30 protein-coding genes are annotated in these 17,318 nt (G+C 54.3%); all 30 read left to right on the top strand.

Going from position 1 to position 17,318, the window contains the following annotated elements; genetic code table 11:
• The first annotated feature begins 28 nt into the window (after window positions 1-28).
• On the top strand, window positions 29-2,134 hold the full coding sequence (fusA, locus tag AC3WMT_RS09800; protein ID WP_103303767.1) for an elongation factor G: 2,106 nt from the start codon (window positions 29-31) through the stop codon (window positions 2,132-2,134).
• Between the two features lie 31 nt (window positions 2,135-2,165).
• Window positions 2,166-3,359, top strand: coding sequence for an elongation factor Tu (gene tuf / locus AC3WMT_RS09795; RefSeq protein ID WP_103303766.1), 1,194 nt, complete (start codon window positions 2,166-2,168; stop codon window positions 3,357-3,359).
• Between the two features lie 157 nt (window positions 3,360-3,516).
• Window positions 3,517-3,828, top strand: a complete 312-nt coding sequence (rpsJ, locus tag AC3WMT_RS09790; protein ID WP_003186070.1) for a 30S ribosomal protein S10 — start codon at window positions 3,517-3,519, stop codon at window positions 3,826-3,828.
• Between the two features lie 80 nt (window positions 3,829-3,908).
• A complete protein-coding gene (gene rplC, locus AC3WMT_RS09785) occupies window positions 3,909-4,544 on the top strand; it encodes a 50S ribosomal protein L3 (RefSeq protein WP_003228738.1) in 636 nt (211 codons plus the stop codon).
• Window positions 4,545-4,556: 12 nt separating this feature from the next.
• Window positions 4,557-5,159: a 50S ribosomal protein L4 gene (gene rplD, locus AC3WMT_RS09780; protein ID WP_103303765.1), complete on the top strand. Its 603-nt coding sequence runs from the start codon at window positions 4,557-4,559 to the stop codon at window positions 5,157-5,159.
• Window positions 5,156-5,455, top strand: coding sequence for a 50S ribosomal protein L23 (gene rplW, locus AC3WMT_RS09775; RefSeq protein WP_002555488.1), 300 nt, complete (start codon window positions 5,156-5,158; stop codon window positions 5,453-5,455). The genes rplD and rplW overlap by 4 nt, the downstream gene beginning before the upstream one ends.
• A 14-nt stretch (window positions 5,456-5,469) precedes the next feature.
• Complete coding sequence (gene rplB / locus AC3WMT_RS09770) at window positions 5,470-6,294, top strand: 50S ribosomal protein L2 (protein WP_003228734.1); 825 nt, start codon at window positions 5,470-5,472, stop codon at window positions 6,292-6,294.
• Window positions 6,295-6,310: 16 nt separating this feature from the next.
• Window positions 6,311-6,586, top strand: coding sequence for a 30S ribosomal protein S19 (gene rpsS / locus AC3WMT_RS09765; RefSeq protein WP_003228731.1), 276 nt, complete (start codon window positions 6,311-6,313; stop codon window positions 6,584-6,586).
• 11 nt (window positions 6,587-6,597) lie between these two features.
• Window positions 6,598-6,930 (top strand): 50S ribosomal protein L22, encoded by a 333-nt coding sequence (gene rplV / locus AC3WMT_RS09760; protein ID WP_003103908.1) that lies wholly within the window; start codon window positions 6,598-6,600, stop codon window positions 6,928-6,930.
• Window positions 6,931-6,943: 13 nt separating this feature from the next.
• On the top strand, window positions 6,944-7,630 hold the full coding sequence (gene rpsC, locus AC3WMT_RS09755; RefSeq protein ID WP_003176422.1) for a 30S ribosomal protein S3: 687 nt from the start codon (window positions 6,944-6,946) through the stop codon (window positions 7,628-7,630).
• Window positions 7,631-7,642: 12 nt separating this feature from the next.
• Window positions 7,643-8,056: a 50S ribosomal protein L16 gene (gene rplP / locus AC3WMT_RS09750; RefSeq protein WP_007896757.1), complete on the top strand. Its 414-nt coding sequence runs from the start codon at window positions 7,643-7,645 to the stop codon at window positions 8,054-8,056.
• Window positions 8,056-8,247, top strand: a complete 192-nt coding sequence (gene rpmC, locus AC3WMT_RS09745; protein WP_002555481.1) for a 50S ribosomal protein L29 — start codon at window positions 8,056-8,058, stop codon at window positions 8,245-8,247. The genes rplP and rpmC overlap by 1 nt, the downstream gene beginning before the upstream one ends.
• A gap of 2 nt (window positions 8,248-8,249) precedes the next feature.
• On the top strand, window positions 8,250-8,516 hold the full coding sequence (gene rpsQ, locus AC3WMT_RS09740; RefSeq protein WP_003194644.1) for a 30S ribosomal protein S17: 267 nt from the start codon (window positions 8,250-8,252) through the stop codon (window positions 8,514-8,516).
• A 23-nt stretch (window positions 8,517-8,539) separates the two neighbouring features.
• Window positions 8,540-8,908 carry a 50S ribosomal protein L14 gene (gene rplN, locus AC3WMT_RS09735; RefSeq protein WP_002555479.1) on the top strand — a complete coding sequence of 123 codons (369 nt, stop codon included), beginning with the start codon at window positions 8,540-8,542 and terminating at the stop codon, window positions 8,906-8,908.
• Between the two features lie 11 nt (window positions 8,909-8,919).
• Entirely contained in the window at window positions 8,920-9,234 is a 315-nt protein-coding gene (rplX, locus tag AC3WMT_RS09730) for a 50S ribosomal protein L24 (protein ID WP_008081905.1), read from the top strand.
• A gap of 20 nt (window positions 9,235-9,254) precedes the next feature.
• Window positions 9,255-9,794 (top strand): 50S ribosomal protein L5, encoded by a 540-nt coding sequence (gene rplE / locus AC3WMT_RS09725; protein WP_003176415.1) that lies wholly within the window; start codon window positions 9,255-9,257, stop codon window positions 9,792-9,794.
• 13 nt (window positions 9,795-9,807) lie between these two features.
• Window positions 9,808-10,113, top strand: coding sequence for a 30S ribosomal protein S14 (gene rpsN, locus AC3WMT_RS09720; RefSeq protein ID WP_003228726.1), 306 nt, complete (start codon window positions 9,808-9,810; stop codon window positions 10,111-10,113).
• Between the two features lie 209 nt (window positions 10,114-10,322).
• Window positions 10,323-10,715, top strand: coding sequence for a 30S ribosomal protein S8 (gene rpsH, locus AC3WMT_RS09715; RefSeq protein WP_007966178.1), 393 nt, complete (start codon window positions 10,323-10,325; stop codon window positions 10,713-10,715).
• Between the two features lie 12 nt (window positions 10,716-10,727).
• Window positions 10,728-11,261, top strand: a complete 534-nt coding sequence (gene rplF, locus AC3WMT_RS09710; protein WP_003176412.1) for a 50S ribosomal protein L6 — start codon at window positions 10,728-10,730, stop codon at window positions 11,259-11,261.
• Between the two features lie 10 nt (window positions 11,262-11,271).
• On the top strand, window positions 11,272-11,622 hold the full coding sequence (gene rplR / locus AC3WMT_RS09705) for a 50S ribosomal protein L18 (RefSeq protein WP_003186037.1): 351 nt from the start codon (window positions 11,272-11,274) through the stop codon (window positions 11,620-11,622).
• A 3-nt stretch (window positions 11,623-11,625) separates the two neighbouring features.
• A complete protein-coding gene (gene rpsE, locus AC3WMT_RS09700; RefSeq protein WP_003186035.1) occupies window positions 11,626-12,126 on the top strand; it encodes a 30S ribosomal protein S5 in 501 nt (166 codons plus the stop codon).
• A 2-nt stretch (window positions 12,127-12,128) separates the two neighbouring features.
• A complete protein-coding gene (gene rpmD / locus AC3WMT_RS09695; RefSeq protein WP_003176408.1) occupies window positions 12,129-12,305 on the top strand; it encodes a 50S ribosomal protein L30 in 177 nt (58 codons plus the stop codon).
• 3 nt (window positions 12,306-12,308) lie between these two features.
• Window positions 12,309-12,746 carry a 50S ribosomal protein L15 gene (gene rplO / locus AC3WMT_RS09690; protein WP_003228720.1) on the top strand — a complete coding sequence of 146 codons (438 nt, stop codon included), beginning with the start codon at window positions 12,309-12,311 and terminating at the stop codon, window positions 12,744-12,746.
• Window positions 12,747-14,075 carry a preprotein translocase subunit SecY gene (secY, locus tag AC3WMT_RS09685; protein WP_003228718.1) on the top strand — a complete coding sequence of 443 codons (1,329 nt, stop codon included), beginning with the start codon at window positions 12,747-12,749 and terminating at the stop codon, window positions 14,073-14,075.
• Between the two features lie 27 nt (window positions 14,076-14,102).
• A complete protein-coding gene (rpmJ, locus tag AC3WMT_RS09680; RefSeq protein ID WP_002555468.1) occupies window positions 14,103-14,219 on the top strand; it encodes a 50S ribosomal protein L36 in 117 nt (38 codons plus the stop codon).
• 130 nt (window positions 14,220-14,349) lie between these two features.
• Window positions 14,350-14,706 carry a 30S ribosomal protein S13 gene (gene rpsM, locus AC3WMT_RS09675; protein ID WP_003186020.1) on the top strand — a complete coding sequence of 119 codons (357 nt, stop codon included), beginning with the start codon at window positions 14,350-14,352 and terminating at the stop codon, window positions 14,704-14,706.
• A 30-nt stretch (window positions 14,707-14,736) separates the two neighbouring features.
• Entirely contained in the window at window positions 14,737-15,126 is a 390-nt protein-coding gene (gene rpsK / locus AC3WMT_RS09670; protein ID WP_002555466.1) for a 30S ribosomal protein S11, read from the top strand.
• A gap of 18 nt (window positions 15,127-15,144) precedes the next feature.
• Window positions 15,145-15,765 (top strand): 30S ribosomal protein S4, encoded by a 621-nt coding sequence (rpsD, locus tag AC3WMT_RS09665; protein WP_003176404.1) that lies wholly within the window; start codon window positions 15,145-15,147, stop codon window positions 15,763-15,765.
• 22 nt (window positions 15,766-15,787) lie between these two features.
• Window positions 15,788-16,789, top strand: a complete 1,002-nt coding sequence (locus tag AC3WMT_RS09660) for a DNA-directed RNA polymerase subunit alpha (protein ID WP_003186012.1) — start codon at window positions 15,788-15,790, stop codon at window positions 16,787-16,789.
• A 42-nt stretch (window positions 16,790-16,831) separates the two neighbouring features.
• A complete protein-coding gene (gene rplQ, locus AC3WMT_RS09655) occupies window positions 16,832-17,218 on the top strand; it encodes a 50S ribosomal protein L17 (protein ID WP_003176402.1) in 387 nt (128 codons plus the stop codon).
• Window positions 17,219-17,318: the final 100 nt, after the last annotated feature.

Raw genomic sequence — 17,318 nt, 5'->3', positions numbered from 1 at the left:
TTAGCTTCACTAATTTTGCGAGGGCTTTATGGCTCGTACTACTCCGATTAGCCGCTACCGTAACATCGGTATCGTCGCTCACGTGGATGCTGGTAAAACCACCACCACCGAGCGCGTCCTTTTTTACACCGGCAAAAGTCACAAAATGGGCGAGGTGCATGATGGCGCCGCGACCACAGACTGGATGGTGCAGGAGCAGGAGCGTGGTATTACCATTACTTCTGCTGCTATCACCGCCTTCTGGAAAGGTTCCGAGAAGCAGTACTCGCACGAGCACCGTTTCAACGTAATCGATACCCCGGGCCACGTAGACTTCACCATTGAAGTTGAGCGTTCCCTGCGTGTACTCGACGGCGCTGTCGTTGTGTTCTGCGGTACTTCGGGTGTTGAGCCTCAGTCGGAAACCGTATGGCGTCAAGCCAACAAGTACGGCGTTCCACGTCTTGTTTATGTAAACAAGATGGACCGTGCTGGCGCCAACTTCCTGCGCGTGATCGGTCAGATCAAGCAGCGTCTGGGTCACACTCCGGTGCCGATTCAGTTGGCCATCGGTTCCGAAGACAACTTCCAGGGTCAGATCGATCTGATCAATATGCAAGCTGTCTACTGGAACGACTCTGACAAAGGTATGGTCCCTGTTCGCAAGGATATTCCTGCTGAGCTCCAAGAGCTGGCTGAAGAGTGGCGCAACAACATGGTTGAAGCTGCTGCTGAAGCCAACGAAGAGCTGATGAACAAGTACCTGGAAGGCGAAGAGCTGTCGATCGAAGAGATCAAAGCTGCTCTGCGTCAGCGTACTATCGCCGGTGAAATCGTTCTGGCCGTTTGCGGTTCTTCCTTCAAGAACAAGGGTGTTCCCCTGGTTCTCGACGCCGTTATCGACTACCTGCCTGCACCAACTGACATTCCAGCTATCAAGGGTACTAACCCTGATAACGAGGAAGAAGAGATGGAGCGTCATGCAGACGACAACGAGCCTTTCGCGGCTCTGGCGTTCAAGATCGCTACCGACCCATTCGTGGGTACTTTGACCTTCGTCCGCGTTTACTCGGGCGTGTTGAACTCCGGCGACGGCGTGATCAACTCGGTTAAAGGCAAGAAAGAGCGCGTGGGTCGTATGGTGCAAATGCACGCAAACGCCCGTGAAGAGATCAAGGAAGTACGCGCTGGTGACATCGCGGCCCTGATCGGCATGAAGGACGTCACCACTGGTGAAACCCTCTGCAACGCTGACAAGCCAATCATCCTGGTTCGTATGGACTTCCCGGAGCCGGTTATTTCGGTTGCCGTAGAGCCTAAGACCAAGGATGACCAGGAAAAAATGGGTATCGCTCTGGGCAAGCTTGCTCAGGAAGACCCGTCTTTCCGCGTTAAAACTGATGAAGAGACTGGTCAGACGATCATCTCCGGCATGGGCGAGCTGCACCTGGACATCCTGGTTGACCGGATGCGCCGTGAGTTCAACGTCGAAGCCAACATCGGCAAGCCTCAGGTTTCGTATCGTGAGCGCATCACGAAGAACTGTGAAATCGAAGGCAAGTTCGTTCGTCAATCCGGTGGTCGCGGCCAGTTTGGTCACTGCTGGATCCGTTTTGCTCCTGCTGACGAAGGTCAGGAAGGTCTGCAATTCGTGAACGAAGTTGTAGGTGGTGTGGTTCCTAAGGAATACATCCCGGCTATCCAGAAGGGTATCGAAGAGCAGATGAAGAACGGCGTTGTTGCCGGCTATCCGCTGATCGGCCTGAAGGCTACCGTGTTCGATGGTTCTTACCACGACGTCGACTCCAACGAGATGGCGTTTAAGGTGGCTGCTTCCATGGCGACCAAGCAACTGGCCCAGAAGGGTGGTGGTGAGTTGCTCGAGCCGATCATGGCAGTAGAGGTTGTTACGCCTGAAGACTATATGGGTGATGTAATGGGCGACCTTAACCGTCGTCGCGGCATGATCCAGGGTATGGAAGACACAGTGTCCGGCAAGGTTATCCGTGCCGAAGTTCCACTGGGTGAAATGTTCGGTTATGCGACCGACGTTCGTTCCATGTCTCAGGGTCGCGCAAGCTACTCTATGGAATTCAAAAAATACGATACGGCTCCGTCGCACATCGTCGAATCCGTAACCAAAAAACAAGGCTGATTCAGCCCCTTTAGGCTAGGAGTTAATTGTCGTGGCTAAAGAAAAATTTGATCGTTCCCTACCGCACGTCAACGTTGGCACTATCGGTCACGTTGACCACGGTAAAACCACTCTGACCGCTGCTCTGACTCGCGTCTGCTCCGAAGTTTTCGGTTCGGCCGTAGTAGAATTCGACAAGATCGACAGCGCTCCAGAAGAAAAAGCTCGCGGTATCACCATCAACACCGCTCACGTTGAGTACAACTCGACTATTCGTCACTACGCTCACGTTGACTGCCCAGGTCACGCTGACTACGTGAAGAACATGATCACCGGTGCTGCCCAGATGGACGGCGCGATCCTGGTTTGCTCGGCCGCTGATGGTCCGATGCCGCAAACCCGTGAGCACATCCTGCTGTCCCGTCAGGTAGGCGTTCCGTACATCGTGGTTTTCCTGAACAAGGCTGACCTGGTAGACGACGCTGAGCTGCTGGAACTGGTTGAGATGGAAGTTCGCGACCTGCTGTCCACCTATGACTTCCCAGGCGACGACACTCCGATCATCATCGGTTCGGCTCGTATGGCTCTGGAAGGCAAAGACGACAACGAAATGGGCACCACTGCCGTTCGTAAACTGGTTGAAACTCTGGATACCTATATCCCAGAACCAGTTCGTATGATCGACAAGCCATTCCTGATGCCAATCGAAGACGTATTCTCGATCTCGGGTCGCGGTACTGTTGTGACTGGTCGTATCGAGCGCGGTATCGTTCGCGTTCAGGATCCGCTGGAAATCGTTGGTCTGCGTGACACTACTGTTACCACTTGCACCGGCGTTGAAATGTTCCGCAAACTGCTCGACGAAGGTCGTGCTGGCGAGAACTGCGGCGTTCTGCTGCGTGGTACCAAGCGTGACGACGTTGAGCGTGGTCAGGTTCTGGTTAAGCCGGGTTCGGTTAAGCCGCACACCAAGTTCACTGCAGAAGTTTATGTTCTGAGCAAGGAAGAAGGCGGTCGTCACACTCCGTTCTTCAAAGGCTACCGTCCACAGTTCTACTTCCGTACTACTGACGTGACTGGTAACTGCGAGCTGCCAGAAGGCGTTGAAATGGTAATGCCAGGTGACAACATTCAGATGACTGTTACCCTGATCAAAACCATCGCGATGGAAGACGGTCTGCGTTTCGCTATCCGTGAAGGCGGTCGTACCGTCGGCGCTGGCGTCGTAGCCAAAATCATCGAGTAATCTCTTTTATAGAGTTAGCTTGATGGATTGAAAAAGCCCCCGCTCAGCGGGGGCTTTTTTATTGGGTTGACACCTATCTGGGGCGTCTATAGAATTGCGCCTCCTTTTAACGGGCGTATTGCGCCCGGTGGGAATAGCAGCCGGAGTCTGAAATCCAATGCAAAATCAGCAAATCCGTATCAGGTTGAAGGCTTTTGACCATCGCCTGATCGACCAATCAACCCAGGAAATCGTGGAAACCGCGAAACGTACTGGTGCTCAAGTGCGTGGTCCAATTCCACTGCCTACCCGTAAAGAGCGGTTCACCGTTCTGGTTTCCCCGCACGTCAACAAAGACGCGCGTGACCAGTACGAAATCCGCACTCATAAGCGCGTTCTGGACATCGTCCAGCCAACGGATAAAACCGTTGATGCTCTTATGAAGCTTGATCTTGCGGCCGGTGTGGAAGTGCAGATCAGCCTCGGCTAAGACTCGGTCTTAGTCGTGTAACGCTCTGAAATGGGCGGCCATAGCGGGTGAAAGCCCCGTACACTCATGAGGTTTACAACATGACTATTGGTGTAGTCGGTCGTAAATGCGGTATGACCCGTATTTTCACCGAAGAAGGTGTCTCCATTCCGGTCACGGTCATTGAGATCGAGCCGAATCGCGTCACCCAGTTCAAAACTGAAGAGACCGATGGCTATCGTGCAGTGCAAGTCACTGTCGGCGAGCGTCGTGCTTCGCGTGTAACAGCAGCTCAAGCTGGCCACTTCGCTAAAGCGAACGTTGCCGCTGGTCGCACCACCATGGAATTCCGTCTTGAAGAAGGCGAGTACCAGGCTGGCGATCTGATCAACGCTGAAATCTTCGCCGCTGGTCAACTGGTTGATGTAACCGGTCAGTCCAAGGGTAAAGGCTTCCAGGGTACGATCAAGCGTTGGAATTTCCGCGGGCAAGATAACACCCACGGTAACTCCGTATCCCACCGCGTCCCAGGCTCTATCGGCCAGTGCCAGACTCCTGGTCGTGTATTCAAGGGCAAAAAAATGTCCGGTCATATGGGCGCTGAGCGCGTGACCGTGCAGTCCCTGGAAGTAGTGCGCGTGGACGCTGAACGCAATCTGTTGTTGGTCAAGGGTGCTGTTCCTGGCGCTACTGGCGGCAACCTGGTTGTACGTCCAGCAGCCAAGGCTCGCGGTTAAGGGGAAGCTGACATGCAATTAAATGTAAATGACGCTCAAGCGATCGAAGTTTCCGAACTGACATTTGGCGGCGAGTTCAACGAGACGCTGGTTCACCAAGCAGTCGTGGCCTACATGGCCGGCGGCCGTCAAGGTACCAAGCAGCAAAAGACCCGTTCCGACGTTCGTGGTGGCGGTAAGCGCCCATGGCGTCAGAAAGGTACTGGCCGTGCTCGTGCCGGTACTATCCGTAGCCCAATCTGGCGTGGCGGCGGTACCACTTTTGCAGCTCGTCCACAGGATCACTCTCAGAAGCTGAACAAGAAGATGTATCGCGCAGCAATGCGTTCCATCCTTGCTGAGCTGGTGCGTACTGATCGTCTGGTTGTGGTTCAGGATTTCGCTGTTGAAACTCCGAAAACCAAAGATCTGCTGGGCAAGCTGACCAACATGAGCCTGACCGACGTTCTGATCGTGTCGGACGCTGTTGATCAGAACCTGTACCTGGCTGCTCGTAACCTGCCGCACGTAGATGTACGTGACGTTCAAGGTTCCGATCCAGTTAGTCTGATCGCATACGACAAGGTGTTGATCACCGTGTCGGCCGTGAAGAAATTCGAGGAGCTGCTGGGATGAACCAGGAACGCGTATTTAAAGTTCTGCTTGGCCCGCACGTTTCCGAGAAGGCTACGGTTCTGGCAGACAAGAAAGGCCAGTTCGTTTTCAAGGTTGCAACTGACGCAACCAAGCTGGAAATCAAGAAGGCCGTCGAAAGCCTGTTCAGCGTGAAAGTAGAGCGCGTCACTACCCTGAATGTTCTGGGTAAGAGCAAGCGCACTGCTCGCGGTCTGGGCAAGCGTAATGACTGGAAGAAGGCAGTTATCTCCCTTCAACCAGGCCAAGATCTCGATTTCAGCAGCAGTGCTGAGTAAGGAAGGGGTGCATCATGGCAATCGTTAAATGCAAACCGACTTCCCCTGGCCGCCGTTTTGTGGTCAAGGTGGTCAACCAGGAGCTGCATAAAGGCGCTCCTCACGCACCGCTGCTCGAGAAAAAATCGAAGACTGGTGGTCGTAACAACAATGGCCGTATTACCACTCGTCACATCGGTGGTGGTCATAAGCAGCATTATCGTATGGTCGATTTCCGTCGCAACGACAAAGATGGCATCGTCGCCACTGTCGAGCGTATTGAATACGATCCAAACCGTACTGCTCACATCGCACTGCTCTGCTACGCAGACGGCGAGCGTCGCTACATCATTGCCCCTAAAGGCGTGAGTGCTGGCGACCAGCTGATCGCAGGCGCTCTGGCTCCAATCAAGCCAGGCAACGCTTTGCAACTGCGCAACATTCCAGTCGGTTCTACCGTACACGGCATCGAACTGAAGCCAGGTAAAGGCGCTCAGATCGCTCGTTCCGCTGGTGCTTCGGCTCAGCTGATCGCTCGTGAAGGCGTTTACGTTACCCTGCGTCTGCGTTCCGGTGAAATGCGTAAAGTCCTGGCTGAATGCCGTGCGACCCTGGGCGAAGTCTCGAACTCCGAGCACAGCCTGCGTTCGCTAGGTAAAGCTGGTGCCAAACGCTGGCGTGGCGTTCGCCCAACCGTTCGTGGTGTTGCCATGAACCCGGTTGACCACCCACATGGTGGTGGTGAAGGTCGTACCTCTGGTGGTCGTCATCCGGTATCGCCATGGGGCTTCCCGACTAAGGGCGCGAAGACTCGTGGTAATAAGCGTACCGACAAAATGATCGTCCGTCGTCGCAAGTAAATAGAGGGATACGACAGTGCCACGTTCTCTGAAAAAAGGTCCTTTTATTGATCTTCACCTACTGAAGAAGATCGAAGTGGCGGCGGAAAAGAACGATCGCAAACCAATTAAGACTTGGTCGCGTCGTTCGATGATCCTGCCACAGATGGTCGGTCTGACCATCGCCGTACATAACGGTCGTCAGCACGTCCCAGTTCTCGTGAACGAAGACATGGTCGGCCATAAACTGGGCGAGTTCGCCGGTACCCGCACTTATCGTGGGCACGTGGCAGACAAGAAAGCCAAGCGTTAAGGGGTTAGGAAATGGAAGTAGCCGCTAAGTTGTCGGGCGCTCGAATCTCCGCCCAGAAAGCCCGCTTGGTCGCCGACCAGATCCGCGGGAAGAAGGTGGGCGAAGCGCTCAACTTGTTGGCTTTCAGCAGTAAGAAAGCCGCCGAGATCATGAAGAAAGTGCTGGAGTCGGCCGTAGCCAACGCCGAGCATAACGAAGGCGCAGACGTTGATGACCTGAAGGTCAGCACTGTTTTCGTCAACGAAGGGCGTTCGCTGAAGCGCATCATGCCACGTGCCAAAGGCCGTGCTGATCGCATCGTCAAGCGGTCTTGCCATATCACTGTCAAGGTTGCTGACAAGTAACGGAGTCGAAGAGATGGGTCAGAAAGTACATCCCATTGGCATTCGCCTGGGAATCGTCAAGGAGCACACCTCCGTCTGGTACGCAGACGGTCGGACTTATGCGGACTACTTGTTCGCAGATCTGAAAGTGCGTGAGTATCTCCAAGACAAACTAAAAAGCGCGTCCGTAAGCCGTATCGATATCCATCGTCCGGCCCAAACTGCACGTATCACCATCCACACCGCTCGTCCAGGTATCGTTATCGGGAAGAAAGGTGAGGATGTTGAGAAACTGCGTCAGGACCTGACCAAGCAAATGGGTGTGCCTGTGCACATCAATATCGAAGAGATCCGCAAGCCGGAGCTCGACGGTATGCTGGTTGCGCAGAGCGTAGCTCAGCAGCTGGAGCGTCGTGTAATGTTCCGTCGCGCTATGAAGCGCGCAGTTCAGAACGCCATGCGCATTGGTGCCAAAGGCATCAAAATCCAAGTGAGCGGTCGTCTCGGCGGTGCTGAAATCGCACGTACTGAATGGTATCGCGAAGGTCGTGTGCCATTGCACACCCTGCGTGCCGACATCGACTATGCCAACTACGAAGCTCACACCACTTACGGTGTGATCGGTGTAAAGGTTTGGATCTTCAAAGGCGAAGTAATTGGTGGTCGCCAAGAAGAGCTGAAACCACAAGCACCAGCGCCTCGTAAAAAAGCTGCTAAGTAAGGGGTACGCCAAATGTTGCAACCTAAGCGTACGAAGTTCCGCAAGCAGATGACAGGCCACAACCGTGGTCTGGCTCAGCGCGGTAGCAAAGTCAGCTTCGGCGAGTTCGCGTTGAAGTCTGTAGCTCGTGGTCGTCTCACCGCTCGTCAGATCGAGTCAGCGCGTCGTGCTCTGACCCGTCACGTTAAACGTGGCGGCAAGATCTGGATCCGTGTATTCCCGGACAAGCCGATTTCCAAAAAGCCCCTCGAAGTTCGGATGGGTAAAGGTAAGGGTAGTGTCGAATACTGGGTAGCCCAGATTCAGCCAGGCAAAGTCCTGTATGAAATCGAGGGTGTTTCTGAAGAGCTGGCGCGTGAGGCTTTTGCCCTGGCTGCTGCAAAGCTGCCGCTCGCCACCGCCTTTGTTAAACGGACGGTGATGTGATGAAAGCGAATGAACTTCGTGAAAAATCCGCACAGCAGCTGAACGAGCAACTGCTCGGCTTGCTGCGCGACCAGTTCAATCTGCGTATGCAGAAAGCAACTGGCCAGTTGGGGCAGTCTCATCTGCTCTCGCAAGTTAAGCGTGACATCGCTCGCGTGAAGACTGTGCTCAACCAGCAGGCAGGTAAGTGATCATGGCTGAAGCCGAAAAAACTGTCCGTACGCTGACTGGCCGTGTTGTCAGCGACAAGATGGACAAAACCATCACCGTTCTGATCGAGCGTCGCGTAAAGCACCCGATCTACGGTAAATACGTTAAGCGTTCGACTAAGCTGCACGCGCACGACGAAACCAATCAGTGCCACATCGGCGACAAAGTCACTATTCGTGAAACTCGTCCGATGGCCAAGACCAAGTCTTGGGCGCTGGTTGATGTTCTCGAACGCGCTGTGGAAGTCTAAGGGCTAGGGGTCGGAGAAATTATATGATTCAGACTCAATCCATGCTCGATGTGGCCGATAACAGCGGCGCTCGCCGCGTTATGTGCATCAAGGTGCTGGGTGGCTCCCATCGTCGTTACGCTGGTATCGGTGACATCATCAAAGTTACCGTGAAGGAAGCAATTCCTCGCGGTAAAGTGAAAAAAGGCCAAGTGATGACTGCTGTTGTAGTCCGCACTCGTCACGGCGTACGTCGTGCTGATGGCTCCATTATCCGCTTTGATGGCAACGCTGCTGTTCTTCTGAACAACAAGCAAGAGCCGATCGGCACCCGTATCTTTGGGCCAGTGACCCGTGAGCTTCGTACTGAGAAGTTCATGAAGATCGTCTCGCTCGCCCCAGAAGTGCTGTAAGGAGATCCGACATGCAAAAGATTCGTCGTGACGACGAGATCATCGTGATCGCCGGCAAAGACAAAGGTAAGCGCGGTAAGGTGCTTAAGGTTCTTGCTAATAACCGTCTGGTTATTAGCGGTCTGAACCTGGTTAAGCGTCATACCAAGCCTAACCCGATGTCGGGCGTACAAGGCGGTATCGTCGAAAAAGAAGCTCCACTGGACGCTTCTAACGTCGCCATTTTCAACGGCGAAACCAACAAGGCTGACCGCGTTGGTTTTAAAGTAGAAGACGGCAAGAAAATTCGTGTCTTCAAGTCGACCCAAAAAGCGGTTGATGCTTGAACACTGCTAGGTAGAAGACCATGGCACGACTAAAAGAGATTTACTGGAAGGAAATCGCACCGAAGCTTAAGGAAGAACTTAAGCTTTCGAACGTGATGGAAGTTCCACGCGTTACAAAAATCACCTTGAACATGGGTTTGGGCGAAGCTGTTGGTGACAAAAAAGTCATCGAGCACGCTGTTGCTGACCTGGAAAAGATCACCGGCCAGAAAGTCGTTGTGACCTACGCTCGTAAATCCATCGCTGGCTTTAAAGTCCGCGAAGGATGGCCGATCGGCGTCAAAGTGACCCTGCGCCGTGAGCGTATGTATGAGTTCCTGGATCGTCTGCTGTCGATCTCCCTGCCTCGGGTTCGCGACTTCCGCGGCCTGAATGCCAAGTCCTTCGATGGTCGTGGTAACTACAGCATGGGCGTGAAAGAGCAGATCATTTTCCCGGAAATCGACTACGACAAGATCGATGCTCTCCGCGGTCTGGACATTACCCTGACCACCACTGCCAAGAACGATGATGAAGGCCGCGCTCTGCTGCGTGCTTTCAAATTCCCGTTCCGCAACTGATTGGAGTAGGAAAATGGCCAAGAAGAGCATGAAAAACCGTGAGCTGAAGCGTCAGCTCACTGTTGCCAAGTACGCCACAAAGCGTGCAGCGCTGAAAGCTATCATCGTCGATCTGAACGCAAGTCCAGAAGCACGTTGGGAAGCTACCGTAGCTCTGCAGAAGCAACCACGTGACGCAAGCGCTTCGCGCATGCGTAACCGTTGCCGCCTGACTGGTCGTCCGCACGGCGTTTACCGCAAGTTCGGCCTTGGCCGTAACAAGCTGCGTGAAGCTGCAATGCGTGGTGACGTTCCAGGTCTGGTTAAAGCCAGCTGGTAATCGTTGTCAAAGCCTTGATGGTCGGGTTCGCAAGAACCTGACCATCGGTGGCCTTGAATCTGAATCAAGCCCCTTTTGGGGCTTGATTCATTTCTGGGGTGTGTCTAGAATGACCGGCTCGCCTGAGCCCGTGTTTTTCATGCCCGGAAGTTCTCGGCGACAAGTAGTAGCCGCAAGGCTAATTTTTCTGTATTAGGAGCGTCTAGCCCATGAGTATGCAGGACCCGTTAGCGGACATGCTAACTCGAATCCGTAATGCCCAGATGGCTGAAAAGTCTGTCGTAAGCATGCCGTCTTCCACGCTGAAGGTGGCTGTAGCAAAAGTCCTGAAGGACGAAGGTTACATCGCGGATTTTCAGATCACCACCGACGCTAAGCCGTCGCTGTCCATCTCGCTGAAGTACTTCGAAGGCCGTCCGGTTATCGAAGAAGTGAAGCGCGTTAGTCGTCCAGGCCTGCGTCAGTACAAGTCCGTTGAAGATCTGCCGAAAGTTCGTGGCGGTCTTGGCGTGTCTATCGTCTCCACCAACAAAGGTGTGATGACGGATCGTGCTGCGCGCGCTGCCGGTGTCGGCGGCGAAGTTCTTTGCACTGTGTTCTAAGGGGGGATAAGCATGTCTCGCGTCGCTAAGAACCCCGTTAAGCTGCCAGCCGGTGTCGAAGTAAAATTCGCAGGCCAACAGCTTTCGGTGAAGGGTGCCAAGGGTACTCTTGAACTGAACATCCATTCGTCCGTTGAGATCGTTGAAGAAGCTGGTGAGCTGCGTTTCGCTGCTCGCAATGGCGATCAACAAACTCGCGCAATGGCCGGTACCACGCGTGCGTTGGTAAACAACATGGTCCAAGGCGTAAGCCAAGGCTTCGAGCGCAAGCTCCAGCTGGTCGGTGTTGGTTACAAAGCGCAAGCAAAAGGCACGGTTTTGAACCTGGCCCTTGGCTTCTCGCACCCAGTGGATTACGAACTGCCGGAAGGCATCACCGCTGAGACTCCTAGCCAGACCGATATCCTGATCAAGGGCATCGACAAGCAACTGGTAGGTCAAGTGGCTGCTGAGATCCGCGACTTCCGTCCACCAGAGCCGTACAAAGGCAAAGGTGTGCGCTACGCGGACGAAGTTGTCCGTCGTAAAGAAGCCAAGAAGAAGTAGGGCATAGCAAATGACCGACAAAAAAGTTACTCGACTGCGTCGCGCTCGCAAAGCACGCCTGAAAATGCACGAACTCGAAGTCGTGCGTCTCTGCGTGTTCCGCTCGTCGCAGCACATCTACGCCCAGGTCATCTCGGCCGACGGCAACAAAGTCCTGGCAAGCGCCTCGACTTTGGATAAAGAACTGCGTGATGGCGCCACTGGCAACATCGACGCGGCCACAAAGGTTGGCCAGCTGGTCGCTACGCGTGCTAAGGCCGCTGGCGTCTCGCAAGTGGCTTTCGACCGCTCTGGCTTCAAGTATCACGGCCGCGTTAAAGCGCTGGCTGATGCTGCTCGTGAAGCTGGGCTGGAGTTCTAAGTTATGTCAAATAACGACCAAAAGCGCGACGAAGGCTACATCGAGAAGCTGGTTCAAGTTAACCGCGTAGCCAAAACCGTTAAAGGCGGCCGTATCTTCACTTTCACCGCGTTGACCGTGGTTGGTGATGGTAAAGGGCGTGTTGGCTTCGGCCGTGGCAAGTCGCGTGAAGTGCCTGCTGCGATCCAGAAGGCAATGGAAGCTGCTCGCCGCAACATGATTCAAGTTGACCTGAACGGCACCACTCTGCAGTACGCAATGAAGTCCGCTCACGGCGCTTCGAAGGTGTACATGCAGCCTGCTTCTGAAGGTACCGGTATCATCGCTGGTGGCGCTATGCGTGCTGTCCTCGAAGTTGCTGGTGTTCAGAACGTTCTGGCCAAGTGCTACGGCTCGACTAACCCGGTAAACGTGGTTCACGCCACTTTCAAAGGTTTGAAGGCTATGCAGTCTCCTGAATCCATTGCCGCCAAGCGTGGCAAAAGCGTCAAGGAGATCTTCTGATCATGGCTACCGTTAAAGTAACGCTGATCAAAAGCATGACCGGCCGCATCCCTAACCACAAACTGTGCGTTAAGGGTCTGGGTCTGCGTCGCATCGGTCACACTGTAGAAGTCCAGGATACTCCCGAGAATCGCGGGATGATCAACAAGGCTTACTACATGCTGCGTGTCGAGGGTTAATCGATGAAACTCAATGATCTGAGTCCAGCGCCGGGTTCCCGTCGCGAAAAGCATCGTCCGGGCCGTGGTATCGGTAGCGGTTTGGGTAAGACTGGTGGCCGTGGTCACAAAGGTCAGACCTCCCGCTCCGGTGGCACCATTGCTCCAGGCTTTGAAGGCGGTCAACAGCCGCTGCATCGTCGCCTGCCTAAGTTCGGTTTCGTTTCCCTGAAAGCCATGGACCGCGCAGAAGTGCGTCTGTCCGAGCTGGCTAAAGTGGAAGGCGACATCGTCACTGTGCAGTCCCTGAAAGATGCCAACGTGATTAACGTCAACGTACAGCGTGTGAAAATCATGCTGTCCGGTGAAGTGACTCGCGCTGTCACTATCGGCAAGGGAATCGGCGCCACCAAAGGTGCGCGTGCGGCTATCGAAGCAGCTGGCGGCAAGTTCGAGGAATAAATGGCTAAGCAAGGTGCTCTCTCTGCGCTCGGCAAAGGCGGTATGTCTGAACTCTGGGCTCGTCTGCGTTTTCTGTTCCTGGCGATTATCGTCTACCGAATAGGCGCACACATCCCGGTTCCAGGTATCAACCCGGACCGACTCGCAGACCTGTTTCGACAGAATGAGGGGACCATTCTTAGCTTGTTCAACATGTTCTCCGGCGGCGCGCTGGAACGGATGAGCATCTTTGCACTGGGGATCATGCCGTACATTTCGGCATCGATCATCATGCAACTGATGACCGCCGTCAGCCCGCAGCTGGAGCAGTTGAAGAAGGAAGGTGAAGCTGGCCGTCGCAAGATTAGCCAGTACACCCGCTACGGCACCGTCGTCCTCGCTCTCGTTCAGGCTATTGGTATGTCCATTGGTCTGGCGGGGCAGGGCGTTGCGTTCACTGGTGACTTTGGCTTCCATTTCGTCGCGGTATCCACATTTGTGGCTGGTGCGATGTTCATGATGTGGCTGGGTGAGCAGATTACTGAGCGTGGTGTAGGCAACGGTATCTCGATGTTGATTTTTTCGGGTATCGTCGCCGGTCTTCCGAGAGCAATCGGGCAGTCTTTCGAGTCTGCGCGTCAGGGTGATATCAACATCTTCGCCTTGGTTGCCATCGGTTTGCTGGCAGTAGCGATTATCGGTTTCGTGGTGTTCATTGAGCGTGGTCAGCGTCGTATTGCTGTTCACTACGCCAAGCGTCAGCAGGGCCGCAAGGTTTTTGCTGCGCAGACAAGCCACTTGCCGCTGAAGGTGAACATGGCCGGTGTTATTCCGGCTATTTTCGCGAGCAGCATTTTGCTGTTCCCGGCTTCGTTGGGTGCCTGGTTTGGTCAGTCTGAAGGTATGGGCTGGTTGCAGGACATCTCGCAGTCGATCGCTCCTGGTCAGCCGTTGAATATTCTGCTGTTTAGTGCAGGGATTATTTTCTTCTGCTTCTTCTATACGGCGTTGATGTTCAATCCGAAAGACGTAGCGGAAAACCTGAAGAAGTCCGGTGCCTTTATTCCGGGCATCCGTCCAGGTGAGCAGTCTGCGCGCTACATTGATGGCGTTCTGACTCGCTTGACCATGTTCGGTGCTCTTTACATGACGGCCGTGTGCCTGTTGCCCCAGTTCCTGGTGGTTGCAGCAAACGTTCCGTTCTACCTTGGCGGGACCTCGTTGCTGATCGTGGTCGTGGTTGTGATGGACTTCATGTCCCAAGTACAATCGCACCTCGTTTCGCACCAGTACGAATCCCTGATGAAGAAAGCCAACCTGAAGGGTTACGGCAGCGGCATGTTGCGCTGAGTACCCATAAGGTTCGAGGAGTTGGTGATGAAAGTTCGTGCATCGGTGAAAAAGCTGTGCCGTAACTGCAAGATTATTCGCCGCGAAGGTGTTGTTCGAGTAATTTGCAGCGCGGAACCGCGTCACAAACAGCGCCAAGGCTGAGTGTGATTGTGCTTCAAGCCCGGTAGCTAGTGCGCTACCGGGTTGATTATTTGTTATTACAGCGATATTATCTCGCGCCCTATTTCTTGGCTTCCGGGGCGTAGGTAGCTGTCAATTGGAGTCCCACTGAATGGCCCGTATTGCAGGCGTTAACATTCCAGATAACAAGCATACTGTTATCTCGCTGACCTACATCTATGGTGTTGGTCGCACTACTGCGCAGAAGATCTGTGCAGTGACTGGGGTAAACCCAGCAGCAAAGATCAAAGATCTGAGCGACGAGCAAATTGAACAGCTGCGTGGCGAAGTGGCGAAGTTCACCACTGAAGGTGACCTGCGTCGCGAAATCAACATGAAAATCAAGCGCTTGATGGACCTCGGTTGCTATCGCGGTCTGCGTCATCGTCGTGGTCTGCCAGTACGCGGTCAGCGTACCAAGACCAACGCGCGTACCCGTAAAGGTCCGCGTAAGCCGATCCGCAAGTAATCGCCCCAGCGAATCGACAGGAATTTAATCATGGCAAAACCTGCTGCTCGTCCTCGTAAAAAAGTTAAAAAGACAGTGGTTGATGGCATCGCCCACATCCATGCATCTTTTAACAACACCATCGTGACCATTACCGACCGTCAAGGTAACGCTCTTTCCTGGGCTACCTCCGGTGGTTCGGGTTTCCGCGGTTCCCGCAAGTCCACCCCGTTTGCTGCTCAAGTAGCTGCTGAACGTGCTGGTCAAGCTGCGCTGGAATACGGCCTGAAAAACCTCGACGTTAACGTCAAGGGTCCAGGTCCAGGTCGTGAATCCGCAGTCCGCGCTTTGAACGGCTGTGGCTACAAGATCGCCAGCATCACCGACGTGACGCCAATCCCGCACAACGGGTGCCGTCCGCCGAAGAAGCGCCGCGTGTAATCCAGGAGATTGTAAAGAATGGCTCGTTACATTGGTCCAAAATGCAAACTCGCTCGTCGCGAAGGCACCGATCTCTTCCTGAAGAGCGGCGTGCGCGCGATCGAATCGAAGTGCAACATTGAAGCAGCACCTGGTATCCACGGCCAACGCCGCGGTCGCCAGTCCGATTACGGCACCCAACTGCGTGAAAAGCAGAAGGTCCGTCGTATCTACGGCGTTCTCGAGCGTCAGTTCAGTGGCTACTACAAAGAAGCTGCTGGCAAGAAAGGTGCAACCGGTGAAAACCTGCTGCAACTGCTCGAATGCCGTCTGGACAACGTTGTATACCGTATGGGCTTTGGTTCGACTCGTGCCGAATCCCGTCAGCTGGTATCGCACAAGTCGATCAGCGTTAACGGTCAGACCGTAAACGTTCCGTCGTATCAGGTTCGTGCTGGTGACGTGGTTGCAGTTCGCGAGAAAGCAAAAAACCAACTTCGCATTGTCCAAGCTCTCGATCTGTGTGCCCAACGTGGCCGCGTAGAATGGGTAGAAGTAGACACTGAGAAGAAGTCGGGCGTTTTCAAGAACGTTCCTGCTCGCAGTGATCTGTCCGCCGACATCAACGAAAGCCTGATTGTCGAGCTCTACTCCAAGTAAGGGCTAGAAAATAGGTGCATCCATGCAGATTTCGGTAAATGAGTTCCTGACACCCCGCCATATTGATGTGCAGGTTGTCAGTCCAACCCGCGCCAAGATCACTCTCGAGCCTCTCGAGCGTGGTTTTGGCCACACCCTGGGCAACGCGCTGCGACGCATCCTGTTGTCCTCAATGCCCGGCTGCGCAGTAGTCGAGGCCGAGATTGACGGTGTGCTCCACGAGTACAGCGCCATCGAAGGTGTACAGGAAGACGTAATTGAAATCCTGTTGAACCTTAAAGGTCTGGCCATCAAGCTGCACGGTCGTGACGAAGTTACGCTGACCTTGTCGAAGAAGGGTTCGGGGGTGGTTACCGCTGCCGATATTCAGCTGGATCATGATGTCGAGATCGTTAATCCCGATCACGTAATCGCTAACCTGGCGTCTAACGGCGCCCTGAACATGAAGCTCACCGTAGCTCGTGGTCGTGGTTATGAACCAGCCGACTCGCGTCAGAGCGATGAAGATGAAAGCCGCAGCATCGGTCGCTTGCAGCTCGACTCTTCGTTCAGCCCGGTTCGCCGTATCGCATACGTGGTGGAAAACGCCCGTGTCGAGCAGCGTACCAACCTGGACAAGCTGGTTATTGATCTGGAAACCAACGGTACTCTGGATCCTGAAGAGGCTATTCGCCGCGCTGCAACCATCCTGCAACAGCAGTTGGCTGCGTTCGTCGACCTCAAAGGTGACAGTGAGCCAGTGGTTGTCGAGCAGGAAGACGAGATCGATCCGATCCTGCTTCGCCCGGTTGACGATCTGGAACTGACTGTACGTTCGGCTAACTGCCTTAAGGCGGAAAACATCTACTACATCGGCGACCTGATTCAGCGTACCGAAGTAGAGCTGTTGAAGACTCCGAACCTGGGCAAGAAATCCTTGACTGAAATCAAGGACGTTCTGGCCTCCCGCGGTCTGTCCCTCGGCATGCGCCTCGACAACTGGCCGCCTGCAAGTCTTAAGAAGGACGACAAGGCGACTGCCTGATCGTCGTAATCACCGAACGTAGTGTTTGGTAAGGAATGAACCATGCGTCATCGTAAAAGTGGTCGTCACCTGAGCCGCACCAGCTCGCACCGCAAGGCCATGTTCCAAAACATGGCGGTGTCGCTGTTCGAGCACGAGCTGATCAAAACTACTCTGCCAAAAGCCAAAGAACTGCGCCGCGTTGCCGAGCCGCTGATCACTCTGGCCAAGACAGACAGCCTGGCTAACCGCCGTCTGGCTTTCGACCGTACTCGTTCGAAAGCTATCGTTGGTAAGCTCTTCAACGACCTGGGCAAGCGTTACGCTACCCGTGAGGGTGGCTACCTGCGCATCCTCAAGTGCGGTTTCCGCGCTGGCGACAACGCGCCTATGGCGTACGTCGAGTTGGTTGATCGTGCTACTGCTGGCGAAGCTGTATCCGCCGAGTAAGACGTCAGTCTGAAACGAAAAACCGGGCCTAGTGCCCGGTTTTTTGTGTCCGCTAGAAAATGCGCTGTTCGTACAAGCTTCTGACACTGTTCTGTTGTCA

It is taken from the genome of Pseudomonas sp. FW305-7 (genome assembly GCF_058786735.1).
This window is presented reverse-complemented; position numbering and strand designations above follow the sequence as displayed.

Bases quoted from the DNA above. Each gene is read 5' to 3' on its own strand.
- rplE (WP_003176415.1), top strand. From the start codon at position 9,255: ATGGCACGACTAAAAGAGATTTACTGGAAGGAAATCGCACCGAAGCTT.
- rplR (WP_003186037.1), top strand. From the start codon at position 11,272: ATGACCGACAAAAAAGTTACTCGACTGCGTCGCGCTCGCAAAGCACGC.
- rpsJ (WP_003186070.1), top strand. From the start codon at position 3,517: ATGCAAAATCAGCAAATCCGTATCAGGTTGAAGGCTTTTGACCATCGC.
- AC3WMT_RS09660 (WP_003186012.1), top strand. From the start codon at position 15,788: ATGCAGATTTCGGTAAATGAGTTCCTGACACCCCGCCATATTGATGTG.
- rplC (WP_003228738.1), top strand. From the start codon at position 3,909: ATGACTATTGGTGTAGTCGGTCGTAAATGCGGTATGACCCGTATTTTC.
- rplX (WP_008081905.1), top strand. From the start codon at position 8,920: ATGCAAAAGATTCGTCGTGACGACGAGATCATCGTGATCGCCGGCAAA.
- rpsH (WP_007966178.1), top strand. From the start codon at position 10,323: ATGAGTATGCAGGACCCGTTAGCGGACATGCTAACTCGAATCCGTAAT.
- rpmJ (WP_002555468.1), top strand. From the start codon at position 14,103: ATGAAAGTTCGTGCATCGGTGAAAAAGCTGTGCCGTAACTGCAAGATT.
- rplP (WP_007896757.1), top strand. From the start codon at position 7,643: ATGTTGCAACCTAAGCGTACGAAGTTCCGCAAGCAGATGACAGGCCAC.
- rplD (WP_103303765.1), top strand. From the start codon at position 4,557: ATGCAATTAAATGTAAATGACGCTCAAGCGATCGAAGTTTCCGAACTG.
- rpsE (WP_003186035.1), top strand. From the start codon at position 11,626: ATGTCAAATAACGACCAAAAGCGCGACGAAGGCTACATCGAGAAGCTG.
- rplV (WP_003103908.1), top strand. From the start codon at position 6,598: ATGGAAGTAGCCGCTAAGTTGTCGGGCGCTCGAATCTCCGCCCAGAAA.
- rpsK (WP_002555466.1), top strand. From the start codon at position 14,737: ATGGCAAAACCTGCTGCTCGTCCTCGTAAAAAAGTTAAAAAGACAGTG.
- fusA (WP_103303767.1), top strand. From the start codon at position 29: ATGGCTCGTACTACTCCGATTAGCCGCTACCGTAACATCGGTATCGTC.
- rplN (WP_002555479.1), top strand. From the start codon at position 8,540: ATGATTCAGACTCAATCCATGCTCGATGTGGCCGATAACAGCGGCGCT.
- rpmC (WP_002555481.1), top strand. From the start codon at position 8,056: ATGAAAGCGAATGAACTTCGTGAAAAATCCGCACAGCAGCTGAACGAG.
- rplF (WP_003176412.1), top strand. From the start codon at position 10,728: ATGTCTCGCGTCGCTAAGAACCCCGTTAAGCTGCCAGCCGGTGTCGAA.
- rpsC (WP_003176422.1), top strand. From the start codon at position 6,944: ATGGGTCAGAAAGTACATCCCATTGGCATTCGCCTGGGAATCGTCAAG.
- rplQ (WP_003176402.1), top strand. From the start codon at position 16,832: ATGCGTCATCGTAAAAGTGGTCGTCACCTGAGCCGCACCAGCTCGCAC.
- secY (WP_003228718.1), top strand. From the start codon at position 12,747: ATGGCTAAGCAAGGTGCTCTCTCTGCGCTCGGCAAAGGCGGTATGTCT.
- rpmD (WP_003176408.1), top strand. From the start codon at position 12,129: ATGGCTACCGTTAAAGTAACGCTGATCAAAAGCATGACCGGCCGCATC.
- rpsN (WP_003228726.1), top strand. From the start codon at position 9,808: ATGGCCAAGAAGAGCATGAAAAACCGTGAGCTGAAGCGTCAGCTCACT.
- rplW (WP_002555488.1), top strand. From the start codon at position 5,156: ATGAACCAGGAACGCGTATTTAAAGTTCTGCTTGGCCCGCACGTTTCC.
- rplB (WP_003228734.1), top strand. From the start codon at position 5,470: ATGGCAATCGTTAAATGCAAACCGACTTCCCCTGGCCGCCGTTTTGTG.
- rpsM (WP_003186020.1), top strand. From the start codon at position 14,350: ATGGCCCGTATTGCAGGCGTTAACATTCCAGATAACAAGCATACTGTT.
- rpsQ (WP_003194644.1), top strand. From the start codon at position 8,250: ATGGCTGAAGCCGAAAAAACTGTCCGTACGCTGACTGGCCGTGTTGTC.
- rpsD (WP_003176404.1), top strand. From the start codon at position 15,145: ATGGCTCGTTACATTGGTCCAAAATGCAAACTCGCTCGTCGCGAAGGC.
- rplO (WP_003228720.1), top strand. From the start codon at position 12,309: ATGAAACTCAATGATCTGAGTCCAGCGCCGGGTTCCCGTCGCGAAAAG.